Raw genomic sequence first — 19934 nt, 5'->3', positions numbered from 1 at the left:
AACCAGTGCAGGAGCCCGGGCGAGCGGATGCGGGTCGCCGGAGACAGGTGTAGATGTCACAGAAAAAAATCGGTGAAATACTGCTGGAAAACCATCTTGTAAACGAGCAGCAATTGCAGGAGGCGCTCGAACTGCAGAAGGTTTTTCCCGACCAGACTGTCGGACAGCTTTTGTGCCGGCTCGGACACCTCAACGAGTCGGATCTCTCATACATCCTGGAGCACCAGGGGAAGCGCCAGAAGCTGTCAGACATCCTGCAGAAACAGAAGCTCATCGATCAGGACCAGCTTGCCCAGGCCAGGACCCTCAGCAAGCAGCAGCATATCCCCTTGGGGAAAGCGCTCCTCAGGCTCCGCTACGTCGGTGAGGAGCCCCTGGCCAAGGCCATCGCCACGCAGTACGACCTGCCCTATGTCCAGCTCGGGAACCTTGTTGTCGAAGAAGACCTTGCCCGCTTCATCAATTCTTCCTACGCACAGAAACAGAAGATCGTTCCGATCTCCAGGATCGGCAACACCCTTACGCTGGCCATGGCCTACCCCCTTAACATGCATGACCTGAGGGAACTCGGGGCGACCATCCGGCTGAAGATCATTCCGGTCATAGCCGGGGAGAGCGAGATTGTCCAGGTCCAGCAGCGCCTCTATAAGACCTCCGCGGTACAGGATACCCAGGGGGAGGTGGAGCTGGATCTTGTTCCGGAAGATATAGGGGAACTCCTGAGCCATATGGGGGATGAGCCGGACGTGGAGGAAGAGGTCCGGAAGGTTACGGAGAAGGACAGCGTTATCGTCAAGCTGGTCAACAAGATCATCTACGACGCGTACATGGCCAGGGCATCCGACATCCACATCGAGCCCTATGCCGGCAAGCAGGATGTGATCGTCCGCATGCGGGTCGACGGGCGCTGCAAGATTTACCAGCGGATTCCGTACAAATACAAGTTTGCCATCCCGTCCCGGATAAAGATCATGTCCGACCTCGACATCGCCGAGCGTCGCCGTCCCCAGGACGGAAAGGTCAACTTCAAGAAATTCGGCCCCATCGACGTGGAACTTCGGGTGGCGACCATGCCCACCCAGGGGGGGTTGGAGGACGTGGTGCTCCGTATCCTCTCCACTGGAGAACCCATTTCCTTCGACCAGTTGGGGCTGACCGAGAGGAACCAGCGCGTGTTCGACGCGACCATCACCAAGCCCTATGGCCTGGTGCTCGTGGTGGGGCCGACCGGTTCGGGGAAGACCACCACCCTCCATTCGACCCTTGCCAGGATCAATAACCCCGAGATCAAGATATGGAGCGCCGAAGATCCGGTGGAAATAACCCAGCGGGGCATGCGGCAGGTACAGGTGAACAATCGCATCGGTTTTACCTTTGCCGCCGCACTCCGCTCGTTTCTCCGCCTCGACCCGGATGTGATCATGGTCGGCGAAATGCGGGACATCGAAACCGCTTCCATCGCCATCGAGGCATCCCTGACGGGGCATCTTGTCTTTTCCACCCTCCATACCAATACGGCGCCGGAAACGGTGACCCGCCTCCTGGATATGGGGCTTGACCCGTTCAGTTTTTCCGATTCGCTTCTCTGTGTACTGGCACAACGCCTGGCCCGGAAGCTGTGCGACGACTGCAAGGTGGTGTATCGGCCCGACGAGCAGGAACTGGCGGACATTGTCGAGGAGTTCGGTCCGGACCAGTTCGTCCGCTTGGGGCTTAAGGGGGAGGAGTTGACCATGACCCGCCCCGTCGGCTGCGACAAATGCGCACAGACCGGCTACCGCGGACGGCTCGGTATCCATGAGCTGCTGGAATGTACCGACCGGATGAAAGGTCTCATCAAGAGGAAGGTCGGCACGGAACAGATCGTGGAGCAGGCGGTGGCTGACGGGATGACGACCCTGAAGCAGGATGGTCTGCTCAAGGTATTCCAGGGGCTGACCGATCTTGCCGAGATACGGCGGGTGTGCCTGAAATGAGGAATGGCTGCCACGCCATAGCCGGCCTGATGCTGATCCTGTTTGCCCACTCTGGCGCTACAGCCGGTGAAAAAGGTCCCGCGGGCTACCGGTTGACCGTGGAGGATTATACCGAAGGGTACGTGGTCCCCAGGATTGCGACCGAACTTCTTCTGACCCGCAACTGCACTCCCAAGGCCATCAAGGGGGTACCTGCCACACCTGCCCAGTACCAGGAGCTCAACAATCTCCTGGAGAGGGGGAACCCCGGATCCCGGTTCGACTGCCAGAAGGGGAACGCCACCATTGTCCAGCCATCCGCCCGCCTGGTGTTCAGCAACTTCAAGGAGGAACGGCTGGAGAAAGACTACGGGCAATTCAGGGACACCTGGTTTCCCGATACGGATACCGTGGCGCGAAGCGTGGGAAAAAATTCCATTACCATGAAGATCAACCGCGCTGAACCGGAAAAATCGGCCGTAACCGCAGCCACGTTGCCGATTCTCGAGGAGGCCGCCAAGGGGGTGGGGCGTAGCGCCCATTCCAACCTGTTCGCCAAGGGAAACCTCGTTCGCATCCTCAACGAAACCTACCGGACCGTCTACGCTCCCCAGGAGCATACCCTGCTCAATTTTGCCTACTTCATCATGTCGGACCAGGACGTTCGGCAGGAAGTCATCCGCCAGGCAGAGCTGACGAAGATTCCACCCCGGCAGCAGGGGAAGAAACAGGGCGCTAAGGCGGGGCAAAAATCCGCCAGGTGATGATTCCCCTGCCTTGCGGCCCTGTCAGCCAGCCAAAAACTGTTTGCATTTTTAGCGGCATTGCTATAGATTAGCTCCCTCCACGGCACACCCCCATTCCCTTCCCAAAGGCTGACTCAACCTTGCGCGACAAAAAATCGCTCGAAACATTACGGCAGGAAATCGATAGCCTTGACGACCAGGTTCTGGATATCCTGAACCGCCGGGCCGGACTGGTCATGGAGGTCGGCAAGCTGAAGTCCGCCTCCCGGGGCGATTTTCACGTCCCGAGCCGGGAACGGGAAATCTACGAACGCCTTACGGCCCGCAATCAGGGGCCATTTCCCAACGCGGGGCTGAAGAGCGTGTTCCGGGAGATCATCTCGGCGTCCCTTGCCCTGGAAGCGCCCATGAAAGTGGCGTTTCTCGGCCCGAAGGCGACCTTCAGCCACCTTGCCACCATGCAGCATTTCGGGTATTCCGCCGAACTGGTTCCCCAAAAATCCATTCCCGCCGTGTTCGAAGAAGTAGAGAAGGGGCGTGCCACCTACGGAGTGGTGCCGGTGGAGAATTCCACCGAAGGGGTGGTCTCCTATACCCTTGACATGTTCATGGAGAGCGAACTGAAGATCAATGCAGAGGTGCTGCTGGAGGTTCACCATGACCTCCTTTCCCGCACCGGCCGGATCGAGGATATCAAGAAAGTCTACTCCCACCCGCAGCCCATCGCCCAATGCCGGAAATGGCTGGAGGAGAATCTCCCCAACGTACCGCTGGTTGATGTGGCGTCAACCGCCGTGGCGGCCCAGATCGTTTCCGAGGATTACACGGCGGCGGCCATTGCCAGCGAGCTGGCGGCCACCATGTACGATCTCAAGCTGGTGCGCACAAGGATCGAGGACCAGGTCAACAACTTCACCCGGTTCCTTGTGATCGGCAAGAAGCTGACGGAGAGAAGCAGTGACGACAAGACATCCCTCATGTTCGCGGTGAAGGATGAGGTGGGTATCCTCTACCGGATGCTGGAGCCGTTCGCCAAGCGGGGGATCAACCTTTCCAAGATCGAGTCGCGTCCCATGAAGAAAAAGGCCTGGGAGTACATGTTCTTCCTCGACCTTGCGGGGCATGTCTCCGATCCGGTGATCGTCGAGGCGATCGAGGAACTCAAGCAGTGCTGCCAGTTTGTGAAGGTGCTCGGCTCCTACCCCCGGGCAAAGTGAGCGGCTTCGCCAAAGGTCCATCTGCGGCGTTACGCTTCGGGCCGTAACACTCAACGTACCTCCAGTACGCCTCGCGTCACGGTCCTCGCGTGCCTTGCATCTGGAGCCTTTTGCTGTGCCGCTTCAGGTAAAACCCGAATAGTCCTGATAGTGTCCATGAATTACCCAATTTTGTTTCCTTGGAGAATCAATGCCGCTCATTCAGCGGTTGTGCATAATCGGCGTCGGCCTCATCGGCGGCTCCCTTGCCCGGATCCTGAGGGAGAAGGGGGAAGTGGGTGAGATCGTCGGGATCGGCCGGGGGGAAGCGAACCTGCGGCGGGCCGTTGAACTCGGGGTGATCAACCGGTACGAGACCGATCCCGTTGGCGGTGTTGCGGGGGCCGACCTGGTTTTTCTCGCCACACCGGTCTGCTCCATTGCGTCCGTTCTGGCCCGTATCGCCCCCCATCTGGCGCCGGGGTGCATCGTGACCGACGGTGGCAGCGTCAAGGGGGAGATTGTGGCCACCTGCGAGGCGCTCATGCCGGCCGGAACCTTCTTCGTGGGGGGGCATCCCATCGCCGGCACGGAACATTCGGGGGTCGAAGCCTCCTTTGCCTCCCTTTACCAAGGACGGCGCTGCATCGTTACCCCCACTGCCGCCACTGATCCGCTTGCCTTGCACAAGGTGGTGCGGATGTGGGAACTGGCCGGTAGCGAAGTGGTGCTGATGGACGTGGAGAAGCACGACCGGGTCCTTGCCGCCATCTCCCATCTCCCCCATATGGTGGCCTACGCCCTGGTCAACGCAGTGGGGGGATATGACCGATTCGAAGAAGGTATTCTGCCCTATTCTGCCGGCGGTTTCCGGGATTTTACCCGTATCGCCTCCTCAGATCCGGCCATGTGGCGGGACATCGCCCTCATGAACCGGGAGAGCATCCTGGAGATGATGGACTTCTTTTCCCGCTACTTTGCGGAACTGAGATCGCTGGTGGATGGGGAGGATGGTGCAGGACTGGAAGACTTCTTCGCCCGCTCCAAGGAGCAGCGGGACGCGATTCTGTAGGTCGGTCCGCAGGGCGGGGTGAGTCCCGTCCCTTCATTGGCATAGAGAGGACAAGCGTGAATAGCTACATCGTTCAGCCAGCAAAGACGCTTCGGGGAGAGATCAGCGTCCCCGGCGACAAGTCCATATCCCACCGTTCCATCATGCTCGGCTCCATTGCCCGGGGAGAGACGACGGTACGCGGTTTCCTGCGGGGAGAGGACAATATCTCCACCCTCAATGCCTTCCGGGCCATGGGGGTCAGGGTCGAAGACGATGGCGAAATCCTGCGCATCCGCGGGGCAGGACTGCATGGCCTGTCCGAGCCTGCCGATGTCATCGATTGTGGCAATTCCGGCACTTCCATCCGCCTCATTACCGGGCTTCTGGCGGGGCAGGGATTCTTTTCCGTCCTGACCGGCGACCAGTACCTGCGCAAACGCCCCATGGGGAGGGTTATCGAGCCACTCGGCCGGATGGGCGCCACCATCTTCGGCCGTGCGGGTGGCGACAAGGCACCCCTTGCCATCGTTGGGAGTGAGCTGGCCGGCATCTCGTATGTTTCGAAGGTGGCGAGCGCCCAAGTCAAATCCGCCCTGATGCTTGCCGGCCTGTACGCCGACGGCGCCACGACGGTGACCGAACCCCACCTTTCCCGGGACCATTCGGAGCGGATGTTCCGCCATTTCGGTGCTGACGTGGAAGCTGCGGGCACCACCGTAACGGTGCGCGGAGGACAGGAGCTGGACGGCCGTGACATCGTGGTGCCGGGGGATATCTCGTCGGCCGCTTTTTTCATCGTGGCGGCCCTCATCGTTCCCGGGGCCGAACTCCTTATCCGTGGCGTCGGCGTCAACCCGACCCGTACCGGCATCATCGACATCCTCACTGCCATGGGGGGGGCTATCGAGCTTCTCGACCGGCGGGAGGTGTCCGGCGAGCCGGTTGCCGATCTCCTGGTCCGTGCGTCGAGACTCAAGGGTGTCGAGATCGGCGGCGACGTTGTCCCCCGGGCAATCGACGAGTTTCCGGTTATCTGCGTCGCCGCCGCCCTGGCGGAAGGGAAGACGGTTCTGCGGGACGCCCGGGAACTGCGGGTCAAGGAGACTGACCGGATTGCCGCCATGGCGGACAACTTGAGGAGAGCAGGTGTCCAGGTCGTGGAAACGGAAGACGGGATGGAGATTTCAGGCACGGAGAAGCTGCAGGGGTGCATGGCGGAAAGTTTCGGCGACCATCGCATCGCCATGTCCATGCTTGTTGCCGGTCTTGCCGCAAGGGACAGCGTAACGGTCAGCGACATCGCCTGTATCGCCACCTCGTTTCCGACGTTTGTTCCGCTTTTTGAACAGGTCGCAGAGCGGTGAGCGCTTCGGGGGCGGGGCATAAGCGTCTGATTATCGCCATCGACGGCCCCTCCGGCGCCGGCAAGAGCACCATAACCAAGCTTCTGGCCGACCGGCTCGGCTACATCCACATAGATACCGGAGCCATGTTCCGGACCGTAGCGCTTGCGGTCCGTCGGGCCGGGGTTTCGCCGGACGACCAACCTGCCCTTGCCCGCATTTGCCATGAGTGCACCATCTCCTTTGAACGCACCAACGGCTGCTGCCAGGTGCTGCTCAACGGTGAGGACGTTTCCCGTGCCATCAGGACGCCGGAAATCAGTCTGCTCACTTCGGCAATCTCTGCCCAGAAGGTGGTAAGGGATTTTCTCCTCGAACTGCAGCGGCAGATGGGGAGCGCAGGCGGGGTGGTTCTGGAGGGGCGTGACATCGGGACGGTGGTTTTCCCCGATGCGGACGTCAAATTCTTCCTTTCCGCTTCGGCGGAGGAGCGGGGCCGGCGCCGGTATCTGGAGCTCAGAGCCAGAGGGGAAAATATTTCCCTCGAAGAAACCATTGCCGCCGTTGTCCAGCGGGACAAACAGGATGAAGAGCGTGAACACGCCCCCCTGCGGCGGGCGGCGGACGCCATTGACATCGATTCCTCCGGGCTTTCCATCGAGGAGGTGCTGGAACGGATGACGGCAGTTATCGAGGCAGGATTAGGGGGCAAGGGGCTGGAACCAGCTCCTGCGACCCGTAGGGAGTCTTAAGCATGGAAATCATTGTTGCCAAACGGGCCGGATTCTGTTTCGGCGTCAAACGGGCCACCCAGATGGCCTTCGAGGCTGCAAAGGAGAAGAGGAATACGTTCACCCTCGGACCGATCATACACTCCCCCCAGGTGGTGCAGAAGCTCGAGGAAATGGGGGTAAAGGTTCGCAAGGACCTGGCCGGCCTGTCCGATGCCACGATTATCATCCGTTCCCACGGCGTCGCGGCCGAAGAACTGGAAGAGGCTGTCCGCAAGGAGCTCGACATAATCGATGCCACCTGTCCCTTTGTCAAAAAGGCACAGGAACACGTGAAAAGCCTCTCCCAGTCAGGTTATGACGTGGTTGTCGTAGGTGATGCCGACCACCCCGAGGTGCAGGGGATTGTTTCCTATGCCACGGGAAAGGTCTATGTTGTCGGTTCCGACGAGGAGGCGTCCCGGCTTCCCAAGATGGGGAAAATCGGCGTGGTTGCCCAGACTACCCAGTCATTCGAAAATCTCCAGAATGTGGTGATGAAATGCCTGGCCAGGGGGGGCGAGATCCGGGTATTCAACACCATCTGTGATGCCACGGCAATTCGGCAGGAGGAAGCCAAAGAGCTTGCACGGCAGGTCGATTGCATGGTAGTAATCGGTGGCTACAACAGCGCCAATACCAAGCGGCTTACGGAGGTCTGTACCGAACTCCAGCCGAAGTCCTTTCAGATCGAGACGGCCCAGGAACTCAACCCGGCGTGGTTTGACAAGGTAGAGCGGGTGGGGGTGACTGCCGGGGCTTCAACCCCCAAGTGGCTGATCGATGAGGTGGTGGAGCGTATCCAACAGATAAACCGCAATAAATAACCGTTGAATTTTTTAGCAAATGTGCTAATTTAACATGCTTAAGCGAATGGCAAATATTTGAGGGGGTACTTGGTTAATGATGGATGAAAAACGGATGAAACGGCAGAAAGAAATGCCGATCAAGCGCTTTCATGATACGGATGATGAACTGGACCAGGGGAGCGGCGGTGAATTCGAGGAGATGTTCCAGGACAGCCTGAAACAACTTCGCGTCGGAGAGATTGTGCGCGGCGTCGTGGTGCAGATTTCGCCCGATTACGTACTGGTCGATGTGGGGTACAAGTCCGAGGGGTGCGTTCCGGCCAATGAATTCATGGACGAAAACGGCCAGTTGACCGTCAAGGTGGGGGATCCGGTCGAGGTCCTGTTCGAGCGGCGTGAAAACGAACTGGGGTACATCGTTCTCTCGAAGAAAAAGGCCCAGGCCCATCTCGTCTGGGACAGGATCGCCGAAGCAGGTGGCGAAGGGGGCGATGTCGAAGGGAAGATTGTCGCGAAGGTCAAGGGTGGCCTCAATGTGGATATCGGCGGCATAACCGGCTTCCTGCCTGCTTCCCAAGTCGATCTGCGTCCCGGAGGAAACCTCGACCGGTATGTGGGGCAGACCGCCACCTTCAAGATACTCAAGATGAACCGCAAACGGGGGAACATTGTCCTTTCCCGCCGGGTCCTGCTGGAAGTGGAGAGGGACAAGGCGCGGGAAGACACCCTTTCGACACTGGCCGAAGGCCAGGTGGTCGACGGGGTCGTGAAGAACATCACCGATTACGGTGCATTCGTCGACCTGGGGGGGCTGGATGGCCTGCTTCATATTACCGACATGTCCTGGGGGCGCCTGACCCATCCGGGTGAACTTATCAAGGTTGGCGACACGGTCAAGGTCATGGTGCTGAAGTTCGACCGCGCCAAGGGGAAAATTTCCCTTGGCATGAAGCAGGCCATGCCCGATCCGTGGCTCAACGTTGAAGCGAAGTACCAGGCGGGTGAGCGTGTTCGGGGGAAGGTGGTCAGCCTGACCGAGTATGGGGCGTTCATTGCCCTTGAGGAAGGGGTCGAAGGGCTGGTGCACATCTCCGAGATGTCCTGGACAAAGCGGGTCCGCCATCCCTCCGAGTTGCTGAAGGTTGGCGAAGAGGTCGAGGCGGTCGTTCTCGGTGTCGATCCGGGGAACCGCAGGATATCCCTCGGCCTCAAGCAGACATCCGTCAACCCCTGGACCGTGGTCGGCGAGCGTTATCCGGTCGGCACCAAGATTGAGGGACAGATCAAGAACATTACCGACTTCGGCATGTTCATCGGTATCGAGGATGGTATCGACGGACTGGTGCATGTGTCGGATATATCCTGGACCAAGCGGATCAAGCATCCCGGCGAAATATACAGCAAAGGAGAGACGGTCCAGGCGGTAATCCTGAACATCGACGTGGCCAACGAGCGGCTTTCCCTCGGTATAAAGCAGCTTACCCCCGACCCCTGGAGTGAAATCCCCGGCAAATACCGTCCTGGTACCCGTGTTGTGGGGAAGGTTTCCTCTGTTACCGATTTTGGTGTTTTCCTTGAACTTGAAGAAGGGATCGAGGGGCTCGTTCATGTTTCTGAGCTTTCCCACGAGAAACTTGCCTCTCCGAAAGGATTCTGCAACGTGGGGGACGAACTTGAGGCGGTGGTTCTCAATGTTGATACCGTCGACCGCAAGATCGGGCTTTCCATCAAGTCGTTGCAGAGCGCGCTGGAAAAGGCCGAGTTCGAGGCGTTCATGGGGTCCAAGGGAGAGGCGACGTCCAATCTCGGCGACCTGCTGAAAGAGGTCAAGAAAAACGGCAATGGCGACAAGTAACGTGAAGCCGAAAGCAAACTGCAGGGAAGAGGTGTGCGTATGACAAAAAGTGAACTCGTAGAAAAAATAGTAGAGGCCAACAGTGTGTTGACCCGCAAGGAATCCGAGCTGGTGGTCAACCTGGTGTTCGATGCCATGAGCGCTGCCCTGAAAAAGGGAGAGAAGGTTGAAATCCGCGGATTCGGCAGTTTCACCATACGCGAGCGGGGACCGCGCGAGGCGCGTAATCCGAAGAGCGGCGAAGTCGTCAGGATTCCGGCCAAGCGGACACCATTCTTCAAGACCGGCAAGGACCTGCGGGAACGGGTCAATACCCTCGACTGATCGGTGGCAGCGGTTTTGTCTCTAGCGGGAGGGGAAATCACCTTGTGATATTCTCCTCCCGTTTGTTTATCCCGGGATTCACCGCGGCGAAAGAGACCGGATAAGGCCCGAATGGCGGAATTGGTAGACGCAAGGGACTTAAAATCCCTCGGTCGCAAGGCTGTGCCGGTTCGACCCCGGCTTCGGGCACCATGTAAATAGATGATTGTGTTAAACAATTAGGTTAAGGGGTAGACACTAGTCTACCTCTTTTTTTATGTGCAAGTAATTTGACGCAGGTCAGGTAGCATTACATGATATGTCCCTTGGTCTAACGAGGAAACCCCGTAAACTCAAACCATAGGTTTGGTTATTTGGCCCAAGTTACTTAACATCAGAGTAGGCCCTTATTTTGAGATATATCTCTAAAAAATAACAGCATCGCCATTTAGCTGAGCAGTGCATGCTATGTTGTTGTGGTAAGGTCGCGCTCACAGTTATATGGCGTAAAGTCTTGAGAGTGAAATATGTGAATTGTTAGACAAATTTACAAGTAGTGGGTGCGTGTGTCTGCTCTGTTTTTGCGTGAATGAATTTGCGGACAGAGGGCGTCTGCGCTAACGGGCTAATTTCTCTGACATATTTTTGCTGGCAGAGCATGTGTTACTCGCTCGCCCAGGTACGAGAGGTCGGTAGCCGTTATGGTTTATATGGATACACGAATCAATGGTATGTAAATTGCACAATTTTTTATACCATTGAAGTCGTGGGGCTTGGAGCTTATGGCACTACCAAAAATTCTCATAGTAGATGACCAGGCGTTTGCCCGGCAACTCTTGCACGACGAACTCCTTGCCGCGGGAATGCTGGTTGCGGAGGCGGCCGATGGTGCAGCCGCGTGTGCGCTGGCTGCCACATTCCAGCCGGATTTGATAATGATGGACATGGTGATGCCGGGCCTGGATGGCATTGAAGCATGTCGTCGGCTCAAGGCTGATCCACAAACTGCGTCCATACCGGTAATCGTGCTGACGGCGAACAAGGAAAAGAATAAACTGGTTGACGCCTTTGCGGCCGGGGCGGACGATTATCTCAACAAGCCGTTTGCGAGTCACGAACTGCTGGCGCGGATCAACTCCAACCTGGCAAAACGGTCATCCACCGAGATGCTTCGCCAGGAGGTCACGGACACGGGGATTCTGCTGGAGATTTCCCAGGCCATCACCTCAAGTCTTGATACACGGCGCATTCTTCAGATCATCGTTGAAAAAATTGCCGGCAACATGGACGTACTGCGTTGTTCCATTGTCCGTTTGTCAGAGGGGGACGACTACGGCTATGTGCTGGCATCCAGTGACGACCCCGGCATCAATGGCTTACGGATAACGCTGGATCGGTATCCGGAGATCCGCGAAGTGATCCGTACCGGCAAATCCCTCGTCCTGGAAGATGTGAAGAATCATCCGCTCATGCGGGAGGTGAGGGAACATATCTCAGGGCTGGCGTTCTCCTCGATTCTCGTGCTGCCCGTCATCTACCGGAACGAGGTGATAGGCACGCTCATGCTGAGGACTGCCCGCGCCGGCAATTCATTTTCCAGCCGCGAGCTTCGATTCTGCGAACTGGTGGCCAATGTCTCGGCCTCCGCGCTGAAAAATGCCTACCTCTACGAAAAGGCTCGGGGAGAGTCCCAGGAGTTGCGCGAGGTCAAGGAGCGACTGGAGCGGGAGCTGCGGGAAAAAGCTCTTTTTGAATTCCTCTTTGAGCATGCATCGGATGGGCTTATGGCTCTCAATGCCCGGGGGGAGTTGGTGTACGTCAACAGAAGCGCCTTGGCAATGCTCGGTTACTCACGCAATGAGGTACTTGATCTTGGCCTTGCTGATATCGTTGCGGATGAATGCCGGCAGGATGCCCTGGAAAACCATCTGAGTTTCTTTGTCGGCCGCGAATACCGGCGCCGGTGTGATCTGGTTTTTCTCACCAAGGGGGAGGAGAAGCTCCACGTATCAATGTCGGTGAGCGACTACCGGCTTGACGGAAGGTACCTCATCTGCTCCTTCACCGATGTCACCGAAGAACGCCGCTTTCAGAAGCAGTTGCAAGATGCCAATGAGCGATTGCGGAGCCTGGACCGGCTCAAGTCGGAATTCATCCGTACGGCCACCCACGAGTTGCGCATCCCCGTCAGTATCATGTACAGCTACTGCGCCCTTCTCGGCGAGAGTGACGCCGGGACCCTGACCGAGACCCAGCGGCAGTATCTGAAAGCGGCAGTGGAGAGTGGCGAGCGGCTGGTGGACCTGATAGACAGCATGCTCGACCTTGCCAGGATCGAGAGCGGTGGCCCCACCCTGAACCTGGGAGAGAAAAAAATCATCGAACCCATTCGGGACGTCTACTCTGTCCTCGCACCCTATGCGGAGCAAAATGGTCTGCACATCTCCATCGAGCCGATTGACGAAGAACTTTCGGCCTGCTTCGATCCTGCCCAGATAGCGTGCGTTCTCACCAACCTGATCGGTAACGCCATTAAATTCACGCCCCCCGGGGGTGGGATCGGCATTTCGGCGGGACGCCATGGCGAACATGTCCGGGTGACCGTCAGCGACACTGGCGTGGGAATCCCCGAAGAATGCCACAGCAAGATTTTCGACGAATTCTGCCAGGTCGGTGCGACCAGCGGCCCCAGGAAAGGGAGCGGTCTCGGCCTCACCATCTGCAAGCGCATCATCGCGGCCCACAAGGGAGACCTGTGGGTCGACAGCGCTCCCCAGAAGGGGAGCATCTTCACCTTTACCCTTCCGAGCTGTCCTTCCTCCTGAAATCTTCTGCACCCCAGTTTCTCGGCGAATCGGCACGATTTTCCTCCCGTTCCCGCCACTCCCTCTCCCTCTGACGCGCTGACCGCAGCACTGGGGCGTTCCGCGGAGGGGCATCTCCTCCTTGGATTCGATTGCATACTTGACAATTATAGTAAGGTATGTTACTCAGGAAAGAGGTTTTTGGTACAGCCGCAGCTAAGGGGGAGACGATGTTTGCTCGCATGCAAAATGACATAAAGGCGGTGTTCGACCGCGACCCGGCGGCCCGGAGCGTGCCCGAGGTTATGTTCTGCTATCCGGGGCTCCATGCCATCTGGTTTTACCGGGTTGCCCACTGGTTCTGGCTGCACGAACAGTATTTCATCGGCCGGTTGATTTCCCATCTGGGACGGTTTTTCACCGGTATCGAGATTCATCCCGGCGCCACCATCGGCAAGGGGTTTTTCATCGATCATGGCATGGGGGTGGTGATCGGCGAGACCGCCGAGATCGGCGACAACGTGACCCTCTATCACGGGGTAACCCTTGGCGGGGTGAGCTGGGAAAAGGTTAAACGGCATCCCACCCTGGAGGACAACGTGGTGGTCGGCTCCGGCGCCAAGATCCTCGGACCGTTTACCGTAGGCCGGGGAAGCAAGGTGGGTTCCAATTCAGTGGTGGTAAAGGAAGTCCCTCCCAATTCCACGGTTGTGGGTATTCCCGGTCGCGTGGTCGTGTCGACGGAAAAGCCGGCCGACAGGATGGACCTGGAGCACGGCAAGCTTCCCGATCCGGAGGCGAAGGCCATTGCCTGCCTGTTCGACCAGATCCGCGAGTTGGAGCGGAAGTATGAGGCTCTTGCGACCGAGCACGAGGCGCTGAAGCAGCAGATTTCCAAGGGGGCCTGACCGTGCGTCTCTCCACGCGGGCTCAATACGCGGTGCGGGCCATGGTGGACCTCTCCCTCTATTCCGAAGGGCGGCCGGTGTCGCTGAAAGAAATTTCCCGGCGGGAAGAGATCCCGCTCAACTACCTGGAGCAGCTGTTCTTCCGCCTGAAAAAGGGACAGATCGTTACAAGCGTTCGTGGCCCCGGCGGGGGGTATGTGCTGGCCCGCCAGGAATCGGCCATCAAGGTCGGTGAAATCGTGGAAACCGTTGAAGAACAGCTCAGTCCCGTGGCCTGCCTTGATGAGGGAGACCGGAGTTGCCGCCGAGGTGCCCGCTGTCTCACCCATACCGTCTGGCAGGGGTTGGGGGAGCGGATCAAGGGGTTTCTCGATTCCATCACCCTGGCGGACCTGACGCGGGAGGCGCGAACCAGGCCGGCAGGTGGAGGAGATAACGAAAAAGGCGTCTGCCAACCGACGGGCTGAGCGCAGGGAGTACGACAGCATGGGGCTGATTTACCTGGATTACAACGCCACGACACCGGTCAAACCGGCGGTGTTGGAGGCGTTGTTGCCATTTTACCGGCAGCAGTTCGGCAACCCGTCGAGCATCCACTGGGCCGGTCGACAGGTTCGGGGGGCAGTGGAGGAGGCGCGGGAGCGGGTGGCTGCCCTGGCCGGCTGCGAGCCGGTGGAAGTGGTGTTCACCTCCTGTGGCACGGAAGCCGACAACATGGCAATCAAGGGAGTTGCTGCAGCCCGGCGTGGAGAAGGTAACCACATCATCACCTCCCGCGTTGAGCATCCTGCGGTTATCAACACCTGTCTCGCGCTGGAACAGCAGGGGTACGACATTACGTGGCTGGAGGTGGACCGTCACGGCCTGCCTGCCCTTGACGAGTTGGCGGCGGCCATAACGGGCCGCACCCTCCTCATCTCCCTCATGTTCGCCAACAACGAGACCGGCACCCTTTCCCCCGTGCAGGAGATAGCCTCCCTTGCTGCCGAACGCCGGGTCTGCTTCCACTGCGATGCCGTCCAGGCCTTCGGCAAGGTGCCGGTCAATGTAAGGGAAATGGGGATAGGGCTGGCCGCCATCTCCGGCCACAAGCTCGGCGCCCCCAAGGGGGTTGGCGCCCTCCTGGTCCGGACCGGGACGAAACTCCACCCTCTCCTGAACGGCGGATCCCAGGAACGGAACCGCAGGGCCGGCACCGAAAATGTGGCCGGCATCGTGGCGTTTGGCAAGGCCTGTGAGCTGGCCGGGGCCGGGCTTGCCGACGAGGCGCAGCGCCTGGCCACCCTGCGCGACCGCCTGGAGCGGGGAGTTAGTGAACGGATTCCCCACACCAGGGTGAACGGCCATCCGACGGAGCGACTTCCCAATACCTCCAACATCTCCTTCCGGGATGTGGCTGCCGACTCGCTGCTTCTCAATCTCGATATTGCCGGCGTAGCCGTTTCGTCCGGCTCCGCCTGCGCGTCGGGAACCCTCAAACCCTCCCATGTCCTTGCCGCCATGGACCTGGACCCTGTCTACGCCAGGGGTTCTGTCCGTTTTTCGCTCGGAGCGGAAAGTACGGAGGAGGATGTGGACCGGGTGCTGGCACTGTTGCCCCCCCTCGTGGAAAGGTTGCGGAATTCCTGAATCATGACAGATACCAACAGAAAACAACGGGTGGTCGTCGCCATGAGCGGCGGCGTGGATTCGTCGGTTACCGCAGCCCTTCTTCAGGAGCAGGGGTACGAGGTTATCGGTATTTCCATGCAGGTCTGGGACTACGCTAAATTCACCGCTCCGGACGGGGAGAAATTCGATACCTGCTGTTCCCTCGACGACATCCACGATGCCCGGCGGGTTGCGGAGCAACTGGGCATCCCCTTCTATGTAGTGAACTTCGAGGAGGAGTTTCAGCGACTGGTGATCGACGACTTCGTAGGGGAGTATTTCCGCGGCCGCACTCCCAATCCCTGTGTACGCTGCAACCAGCGTATCAAGTTTGAGCTGCTGCTGCAAAAGGCCCGGGACCTGGCCGCCGACTATCTTGCCACGGGGCATTACGCGCGGGTGGAGCGTGACGAAACCGGCCGTTGCCATCTCCACACAGGACAGGATGCCGGTAAGGACCAAAGCTATTTCCTCTTCACCTTGACCCAGGAGCAACTGTCCCGGACCCTCTTCCCCCTCGGAGGTATGACCAAACCGGAGGTGCGGCAGCTGGCGGCCGGTTATGGACTGCGGGTGGCGGAGAAGGGGGAGAGCCAGGAGATCTGCTTCGTGCCGGACAACGACTACGTCCGTTTTCTGGAGGAGGCGCGGGGTGCAGGAGAGCTGGACGGCGACATCGTCGACAGCCGGGGGAACGTCCTCGGCCGGCACCGTGGAACCTACCGCTACACGGTGGGACAGCGGAAGGGGCTGGGAATTGCCCATCCCCACCCCCTCTATGTGCTCGGAGTGGATGCGGAGAAGCGGCAGGTGGTGGTGGGAGGCCGGGAAGAGCTTGTGAGCCCTGGTCTTCTTGCCACCGACCTCAACTGGATCATCACCCCGCCGGAAGCTCCGCTGGAAGCCACCTGCAAGATCCGCTACCGGCACCGGCCGGTGCCGTGCACCGTTATCCAGCTGCCGGGGAACCGTGCGGAGGTCCGCTTCACTGTCCCCGAAAAATCGGTCACACCCGGCCAGGCGGTGGTCTTCTACCGGGATGACGAGGTGCTGGGTGGTGGGTGGATCGAAAAGGCAATTTTGAATGTTGAAGTATGAATTTTGAATGAAACCTTAATCTGCGGGAGGGAGCGCCCCGTTGCGCTCAGGGTACCCTCGCACCGCGGCTGTACGGCTCATTCCGCGCCGGCCGTTCGGCCGGCTTTGCCTCATTTCGCCTACAGCTGCTGGTGCTCGGGCACATTCGCTCCACAGGGCGCACCCTCCCGCAGATTCGACGACAGAAGGACAGCATGCAGACAGTAGCCATAACAACTCTGGGGTGCAAGATCAACCAGTTCGAGTCGGCAGCCATGGGTGAGGCACTCGGAAAGGAGGGGTTCCAACTCCTTCCTTTCGAGGCAGCGGCGGATATCTACGTGATCAATACCTGCACCGTCACCGCCAAAACCGATGCCGAATCCCGCAAGCTGATCCGCCGGGCCCGGCGGCGCAACCCGGCGGCCCGCATCGTGGTCACCGGCTGCTATGCCCAGGTGGCCTTCGAAGAACTGCAGGAGATGGAGGGGGTGAACCTCATCATCGGCAACCTGGAGAAAAAGGGGCTCGTGGGGCTTCTGCGGGAACTGGGAGACGAGCAGCGGGTACTGGTCTCCGACATCTCCCGGGTGCGGGAGACGGAGGGGACTCATCTGGAGAGCTTCACCGAACACACCCGGGCCTTTCTCCAGGTGCAGAACGGCTGCGATGCCTTCTGCTCCTACTGCATCGTCCCCTACGCCCGGGGGGGGAGCCGGAGCGTCCCGCTGGCAGAAGCGCTGGCGGGTGTACGGACCTTTGCCGCCGCGGGGTTCCAGGAAGTGGTGCTGACCGGCATCCACCTGGGCGGATACGGTCTCGATCTGAATCCCCCCATCACGCTCCTCCATCTCCTGAAAGGGGTGGAAGAGGGACGGCTCGTGCCGCGGCTACGGGTCGGGTCGGTGGAGCCGACGGAAGTAACCCGCGAACTGATTGCCTTCCTGACGTCGTCCCGGACGGTCTGCCCCCATTTCCACATCCCGCTCCAGAGCGGTGACGACCAGGTGCTCCAGCGGATGAACCGCAACTACACGACGGCCCGTTTCCGGGACGTGGTGGAGAGCCTGGTGACCGCCATTCCCGACGTCTGCATCGGCTGCGACATCATCGCCGGTTTCCCGGGTGAGACCGCGGAAGAGTTCACCCGCACGCTGGAGTTCATCCAGTCCCTTCCCCTTGCCTACCTTCACGTTTTCCCCTTTTCCCCCCGTGAAGGGACGCCGGCCGCCACCATGGTTGGTCAGGTGAATCCCTCCGTTATCCGGGAACGGGCTCAGGCCCTCCGTCGGGTGTCCGACGAGAAACGGCGCGCCTATTTCCGGCGCTTCCTGGGGCGCGTGCTGCCGGTCCTCGTGCTGCGTCCCGACAGCGACGGCCTCGTGCATGGTCTGTCGCGCAATTATCTGCCGATGGTCATTGCCGGGGGGGATGAACTGGTCAACCGGGAAGTGCCGGTGCGGATCGTTGCCGTGGAACGGGAACTCGTGAGGGGGGAGGTTATCCTGTAAACGGAACTTGAACCGCAAAGACGCGAAGAACGCGAAGGAATTCGAGAACGTAAAGAATATATTCTGTAACCCAAACGATGTTCAAAAAAGATGTTTTAACTCTATGATTTCTTTGCGAACTTTGCGTCTTTGTGGTAATGAATTGCTATTTCAGGGTCATACCTTTCCGCTATAATCTGCGGTAATCCGTTCGCGTCAGCGTCCATCAGCGTTTAATGTGCACCTGCCAGTATCTGCAGGAATTCTCGCACTGTCTGCACATCGGCCAGGGCCCTGAATTCCCGGTAGCCGTCGGCGTGGTCCGGGTCGAGCCCCCGGTAGAACCGGGGACACGTCGCCTTGAGCCCCTTGAGGGCCTTGTTGGCGGCATAGTTGTCGCTCCTGACTTCCGCCGCCTGCCGCTGCAGATCGAGAAGCATGCTGAAGCCCAGCTGGAAGAGCCGCTTCAGGTACTCTCCCGTCACAATCTCCCGTCCCGTTCCTTCGTTCCCACCGCTCAAATCTTCAAGTGCAATGTTCAGGCAACCGTATACCCTTTCCATGACCGACTGCAGGGCAGCCACATCGGAGAGGGGCGCACCTTCGGCAACCAGGGCGGTGTTCACCAGGTAGTTCAGCTCCTGGTAGATACCTTCGTTGGCAACGCCATCCAGTACCCGCACCAGAAACGAGTCTCCACTTTTCCTGGGGACAGGGAGACCCTGTTCTGCTTCCGTGGGGATGACATCTCCCTTATCCGTGGCGGGCGAGAACGTGGCGGGGTTGAGATACGCATAAAGGGCGGCGGCTTCCAGGGGGTCGGGGAAGCCCAGGTCGGCGAGCCGGCCGGACCGGAACTGCCCGGCCAGTTCCTCCACCTCGCTGAACAGTTCGTGCTTTACCCCCTCCATCAGTTCGCGGTAGAGGTCGTGGTAGTGGCGGTAGATGATGTCGAGGAGCGCGCCGACGAGCTGGGCATGGCGCGGCTCGCGGTAGCTGATGAAGTAAAGCTCGTCGAAGGTGTGATCCCATTCGAAAAGCCGTTCTTCGTCGTTGATAAGGTCGCCGGTCCCGCCGCCGACGGTTATCGCCTGTTTCAGGAAGAGGAGGAGCAGTTCATGGTCGAGTTCGGGAATGATTTCGACGATTCGCTCCTCTCCCATCTCCAGCAAGTGGCCGAACCACTCCCAGGCTTTGTCCGGCACGAAGGTCTCCTTGTCCCAGAGCTCCATGTCGAGGAAGAACCGGCACTGGTCCGGCGATGCGAGGGTAATCAGTTCCTGGGCGTCGGTGAAGCCTATTTCCTCCACCAGCCAGTAGAGTTCCTGGGGCTGGAAGGCGTGAACCAGGGCTGCCGCCGCGGGATCGTCGAGGATCAGCTCCATATTCCGCCGGGCGGGGAGGGTGTGCAGCATGGCGAGTTTGCGGTCCAGGGGGAGAGAGGCGAAGTCGCGCGCGTCGCATTTTCCTCCTGGCAAAAGGGACAGGGCAGGCTTATGCCGGTCGTTATCGCTGGTCATGGTTTGTCGGTGCTCCTTGGGTTGTGCTGATTAAGGGGATGAAGGTCAGGATTTGCGCCGTTGTTGCCGGTTCGTACGACTCAGACCGAGAGCCTTCCGGTAACCGCATTCGTCATGGAGCCAGTGGAGCTTTTCCACCAGCTCGGGGGTCAGCTGGATGCAGTCCGGATTGATGGCGAAGCGGCGGGAGTAAATGCGGCACTGGCGGGTGACAACGTCCAGGTAGCGGCAGGGGGTCTGGGTGAAGAATACGGTGCCCCGTTCGTTCTCCAGCTTTTCGAAGCAGCAGAGTCCGCAATGGGTGCAGAGGGCTTCCCACTCTTCAGTGTCGGTGTCTGGTGTGTGCATGCGGTCAGAATACCACACAATCCACCGCTGCTGTCAATGATTCAGCACCCGATACCCTGCGGAGCCGGCATGGTGGCGCCTTGAAATGTTACAAACAGGTAAAAAC

At 59.3% G+C, this 19934-nt stretch carries 17 protein-coding genes and 1 tRNA gene; 16 read left to right on the top strand and 2 right to left on the bottom strand.

Annotated features, from left to right (window positions below):
- The first annotated feature begins 53 nt into the window (after positions 1 to 53).
- The 16 genes from KI810_RS11395 (at position 54) to mtaB (ending at position 17981) form a co-directional block, all read left to right on the top strand.
- Positions 54 to 1976, top strand: coding sequence for a GspE/PulE family protein (locus KI810_RS11395; protein ID WP_214175662.1), 1923 nt, complete (start codon positions 54 to 56; stop codon positions 1974 to 1976).
- Positions 1964 to 2719 carry a hypothetical protein gene (locus tag KI810_RS11390; RefSeq protein ID WP_214175661.1) on the top strand — a complete coding sequence of 252 codons (756 nt, stop codon included), beginning with the start codon at positions 1964 to 1966 and terminating at the stop codon, positions 2717 to 2719. Before KI810_RS11395 ends, KI810_RS11390 begins: the two co-directional genes overlap by 13 nt.
- Before the next feature lie 122 nt (positions 2720 to 2841).
- Complete coding sequence (gene pheA, locus KI810_RS11385; RefSeq protein ID WP_214175660.1) at positions 2842 to 3918, top strand: prephenate dehydratase; 1077 nt, start codon at positions 2842 to 2844, stop codon at positions 3916 to 3918.
- A 190-nt stretch (positions 3919 to 4108) separates the two neighbouring features.
- Positions 4109 to 4969, top strand: a complete 861-nt coding sequence (locus tag KI810_RS11380) for a prephenate dehydrogenase (RefSeq protein ID WP_214175659.1) — start codon at positions 4109 to 4111, stop codon at positions 4967 to 4969.
- A gap of 56 nt (positions 4970 to 5025) precedes the next feature.
- The gene (aroA, locus tag KI810_RS11375) at positions 5026 to 6315 is read left to right on the top strand and encodes a 3-phosphoshikimate 1-carboxyvinyltransferase (RefSeq protein WP_214175658.1); all 1290 of its coding nucleotides are present in this window, start codon (positions 5026 to 5028) and stop codon (positions 6313 to 6315) included.
- On the top strand, positions 6312 to 7046 hold the full coding sequence (cmk, locus tag KI810_RS11370; RefSeq protein WP_214175657.1) for a (d)CMP kinase: 735 nt from the start codon (positions 6312 to 6314) through the stop codon (positions 7044 to 7046). The genes aroA and cmk overlap by 4 nt, the downstream gene beginning before the upstream one ends.
- A 2-nt stretch (positions 7047 to 7048) precedes the next feature.
- Entirely contained in the window at positions 7049 to 7891 is an 843-nt protein-coding gene (locus KI810_RS11365; RefSeq protein ID WP_214175656.1) for a 4-hydroxy-3-methylbut-2-enyl diphosphate reductase, read from the top strand.
- A 76-nt stretch (positions 7892 to 7967) separates the two neighbouring features.
- Positions 7968 to 9728, top strand: coding sequence for a 30S ribosomal protein S1 (locus KI810_RS11360; RefSeq protein WP_214175655.1), 1761 nt, complete (start codon positions 7968 to 7970; stop codon positions 9726 to 9728).
- Between the two features lie 39 nt (positions 9729 to 9767).
- Entirely contained in the window at positions 9768 to 10052 is a 285-nt protein-coding gene (locus KI810_RS11355) for an integration host factor subunit beta (protein WP_214175654.1), read from the top strand.
- 105 nt (positions 10053 to 10157) lie between these two features.
- Positions 10158 to 10244 (top strand) — tRNA-Leu (locus tag KI810_RS11350).
- A gap of 569 nt (positions 10245 to 10813) precedes the next feature.
- Positions 10814 to 12856, top strand: a complete 2043-nt coding sequence (locus tag KI810_RS11345; RefSeq protein ID WP_214175653.1) for a hybrid sensor histidine kinase/response regulator — start codon at positions 10814 to 10816, stop codon at positions 12854 to 12856.
- 158 nt (positions 12857 to 13014) lie between these two features.
- Complete coding sequence (cysE, locus tag KI810_RS11340; RefSeq protein ID WP_214175652.1) at positions 13015 to 13743, top strand: serine O-acetyltransferase; 729 nt, start codon at positions 13015 to 13017, stop codon at positions 13741 to 13743.
- 2 nt (positions 13744 to 13745) lie between these two features.
- Positions 13746 to 14210 (top strand): Rrf2 family transcriptional regulator, encoded by a 465-nt coding sequence (locus tag KI810_RS11335; RefSeq protein WP_214175651.1) that lies wholly within the window; start codon positions 13746 to 13748, stop codon positions 14208 to 14210.
- A gap of 19 nt (positions 14211 to 14229) precedes the next feature.
- Positions 14230 to 15372 carry a cysteine desulfurase NifS gene (gene nifS / locus KI810_RS11330; protein ID WP_214175650.1) on the top strand — a complete coding sequence of 381 codons (1143 nt, stop codon included), beginning with the start codon at positions 14230 to 14232 and terminating at the stop codon, positions 15370 to 15372.
- Positions 15373 to 15375: 3 nt separating this feature from the next.
- Positions 15376 to 16491: a tRNA 2-thiouridine(34) synthase MnmA gene (gene mnmA / locus KI810_RS11325; RefSeq protein WP_214175649.1), complete on the top strand. Its 1116-nt coding sequence runs from the start codon at positions 15376 to 15378 to the stop codon at positions 16489 to 16491.
- 194 nt (positions 16492 to 16685) lie between these two features.
- A complete protein-coding gene (gene mtaB, locus KI810_RS11320) occupies positions 16686 to 17981 on the top strand; it encodes a tRNA (N(6)-L-threonylcarbamoyladenosine(37)-C(2))-methylthiotransferase MtaB (protein WP_214175648.1) in 1296 nt (431 codons plus the stop codon).
- A 212-nt stretch (positions 17982 to 18193) separates the two neighbouring features.
- Here the strand turns inward: mtaB and KI810_RS11315 are convergent, their stop codons facing one another.
- Positions 18194 to 19480 (bottom strand): DUF6178 family protein, encoded by a 1287-nt coding sequence (locus KI810_RS11315; protein ID WP_246525513.1) that lies wholly within the window; start codon positions 19478 to 19480, stop codon positions 18194 to 18196.
- Between the two features lie 45 nt (positions 19481 to 19525).
- Positions 19526 to 19828, bottom strand: a complete 303-nt coding sequence (locus KI810_RS11310) for a YcgN family cysteine cluster protein (protein WP_214175647.1) — start codon at positions 19826 to 19828, stop codon at positions 19526 to 19528.
- Positions 19829 to 19934: the final 106 nt, after the last annotated feature.

Origin of the sequence: Geomobilimonas luticola (assembly GCF_018476905.1) — a bacterium.
GTDB lineage: Bacteria > Desulfobacterota > Desulfuromonadia > Geobacterales > Geobacteraceae > Geomobilimonas > Geomobilimonas luticola.
Note: the sequence above shows the minus strand (reverse complement) of the source record. Positions and strands in the feature narration are given on the sequence as shown.

Coding starts and splice junctions, on each gene's coding strand:
- KI810_RS11395 (WP_214175662.1), top strand. CDS start 54: ATGTCACAGAAAAAAATCGGTGAAATACTGCTGGAAAACCATCTTGTA.
- KI810_RS11380 (WP_214175659.1), top strand. CDS start 4,109: ATGCCGCTCATTCAGCGGTTGTGCATAATCGGCGTCGGCCTCATCGGC.
- KI810_RS11365 (WP_214175656.1), top strand. CDS start 7,049: ATGGAAATCATTGTTGCCAAACGGGCCGGATTCTGTTTCGGCGTCAAA.
- KI810_RS11360 (WP_214175655.1), top strand. CDS start 7,968: ATGATGGATGAAAAACGGATGAAACGGCAGAAAGAAATGCCGATCAAG.
- KI810_RS11355 (WP_214175654.1), top strand. CDS start 9,768: ATGACAAAAAGTGAACTCGTAGAAAAAATAGTAGAGGCCAACAGTGTG.
- KI810_RS11345 (WP_214175653.1), top strand. CDS start 10,814: ATGGCACTACCAAAAATTCTCATAGTAGATGACCAGGCGTTTGCCCGG.
- cysE (WP_214175652.1), top strand. CDS start 13,015: ATGTTACTCAGGAAAGAGGTTTTTGGTACAGCCGCAGCTAAGGGGGAG.
- nifS (WP_214175650.1), top strand. CDS start 14,230: ATGGGGCTGATTTACCTGGATTACAACGCCACGACACCGGTCAAACCG.
- mnmA (WP_214175649.1), top strand. CDS start 15,376: ATGACAGATACCAACAGAAAACAACGGGTGGTCGTCGCCATGAGCGGC.
- mtaB (WP_214175648.1), top strand. CDS start 16,686: ATGCAGACAGTAGCCATAACAACTCTGGGGTGCAAGATCAACCAGTTC.
- KI810_RS11315 (WP_246525513.1), bottom strand. CDS start 19,480: ATGACCAGCGATAACGACCGGCATAAGCCTGCCCTGTCCCTTTTGCCA.
- KI810_RS11310 (WP_214175647.1), bottom strand. CDS start 19,828: ATGCACACACCAGACACCGACACTGAAGAGTGGGAAGCCCTCTGCACC.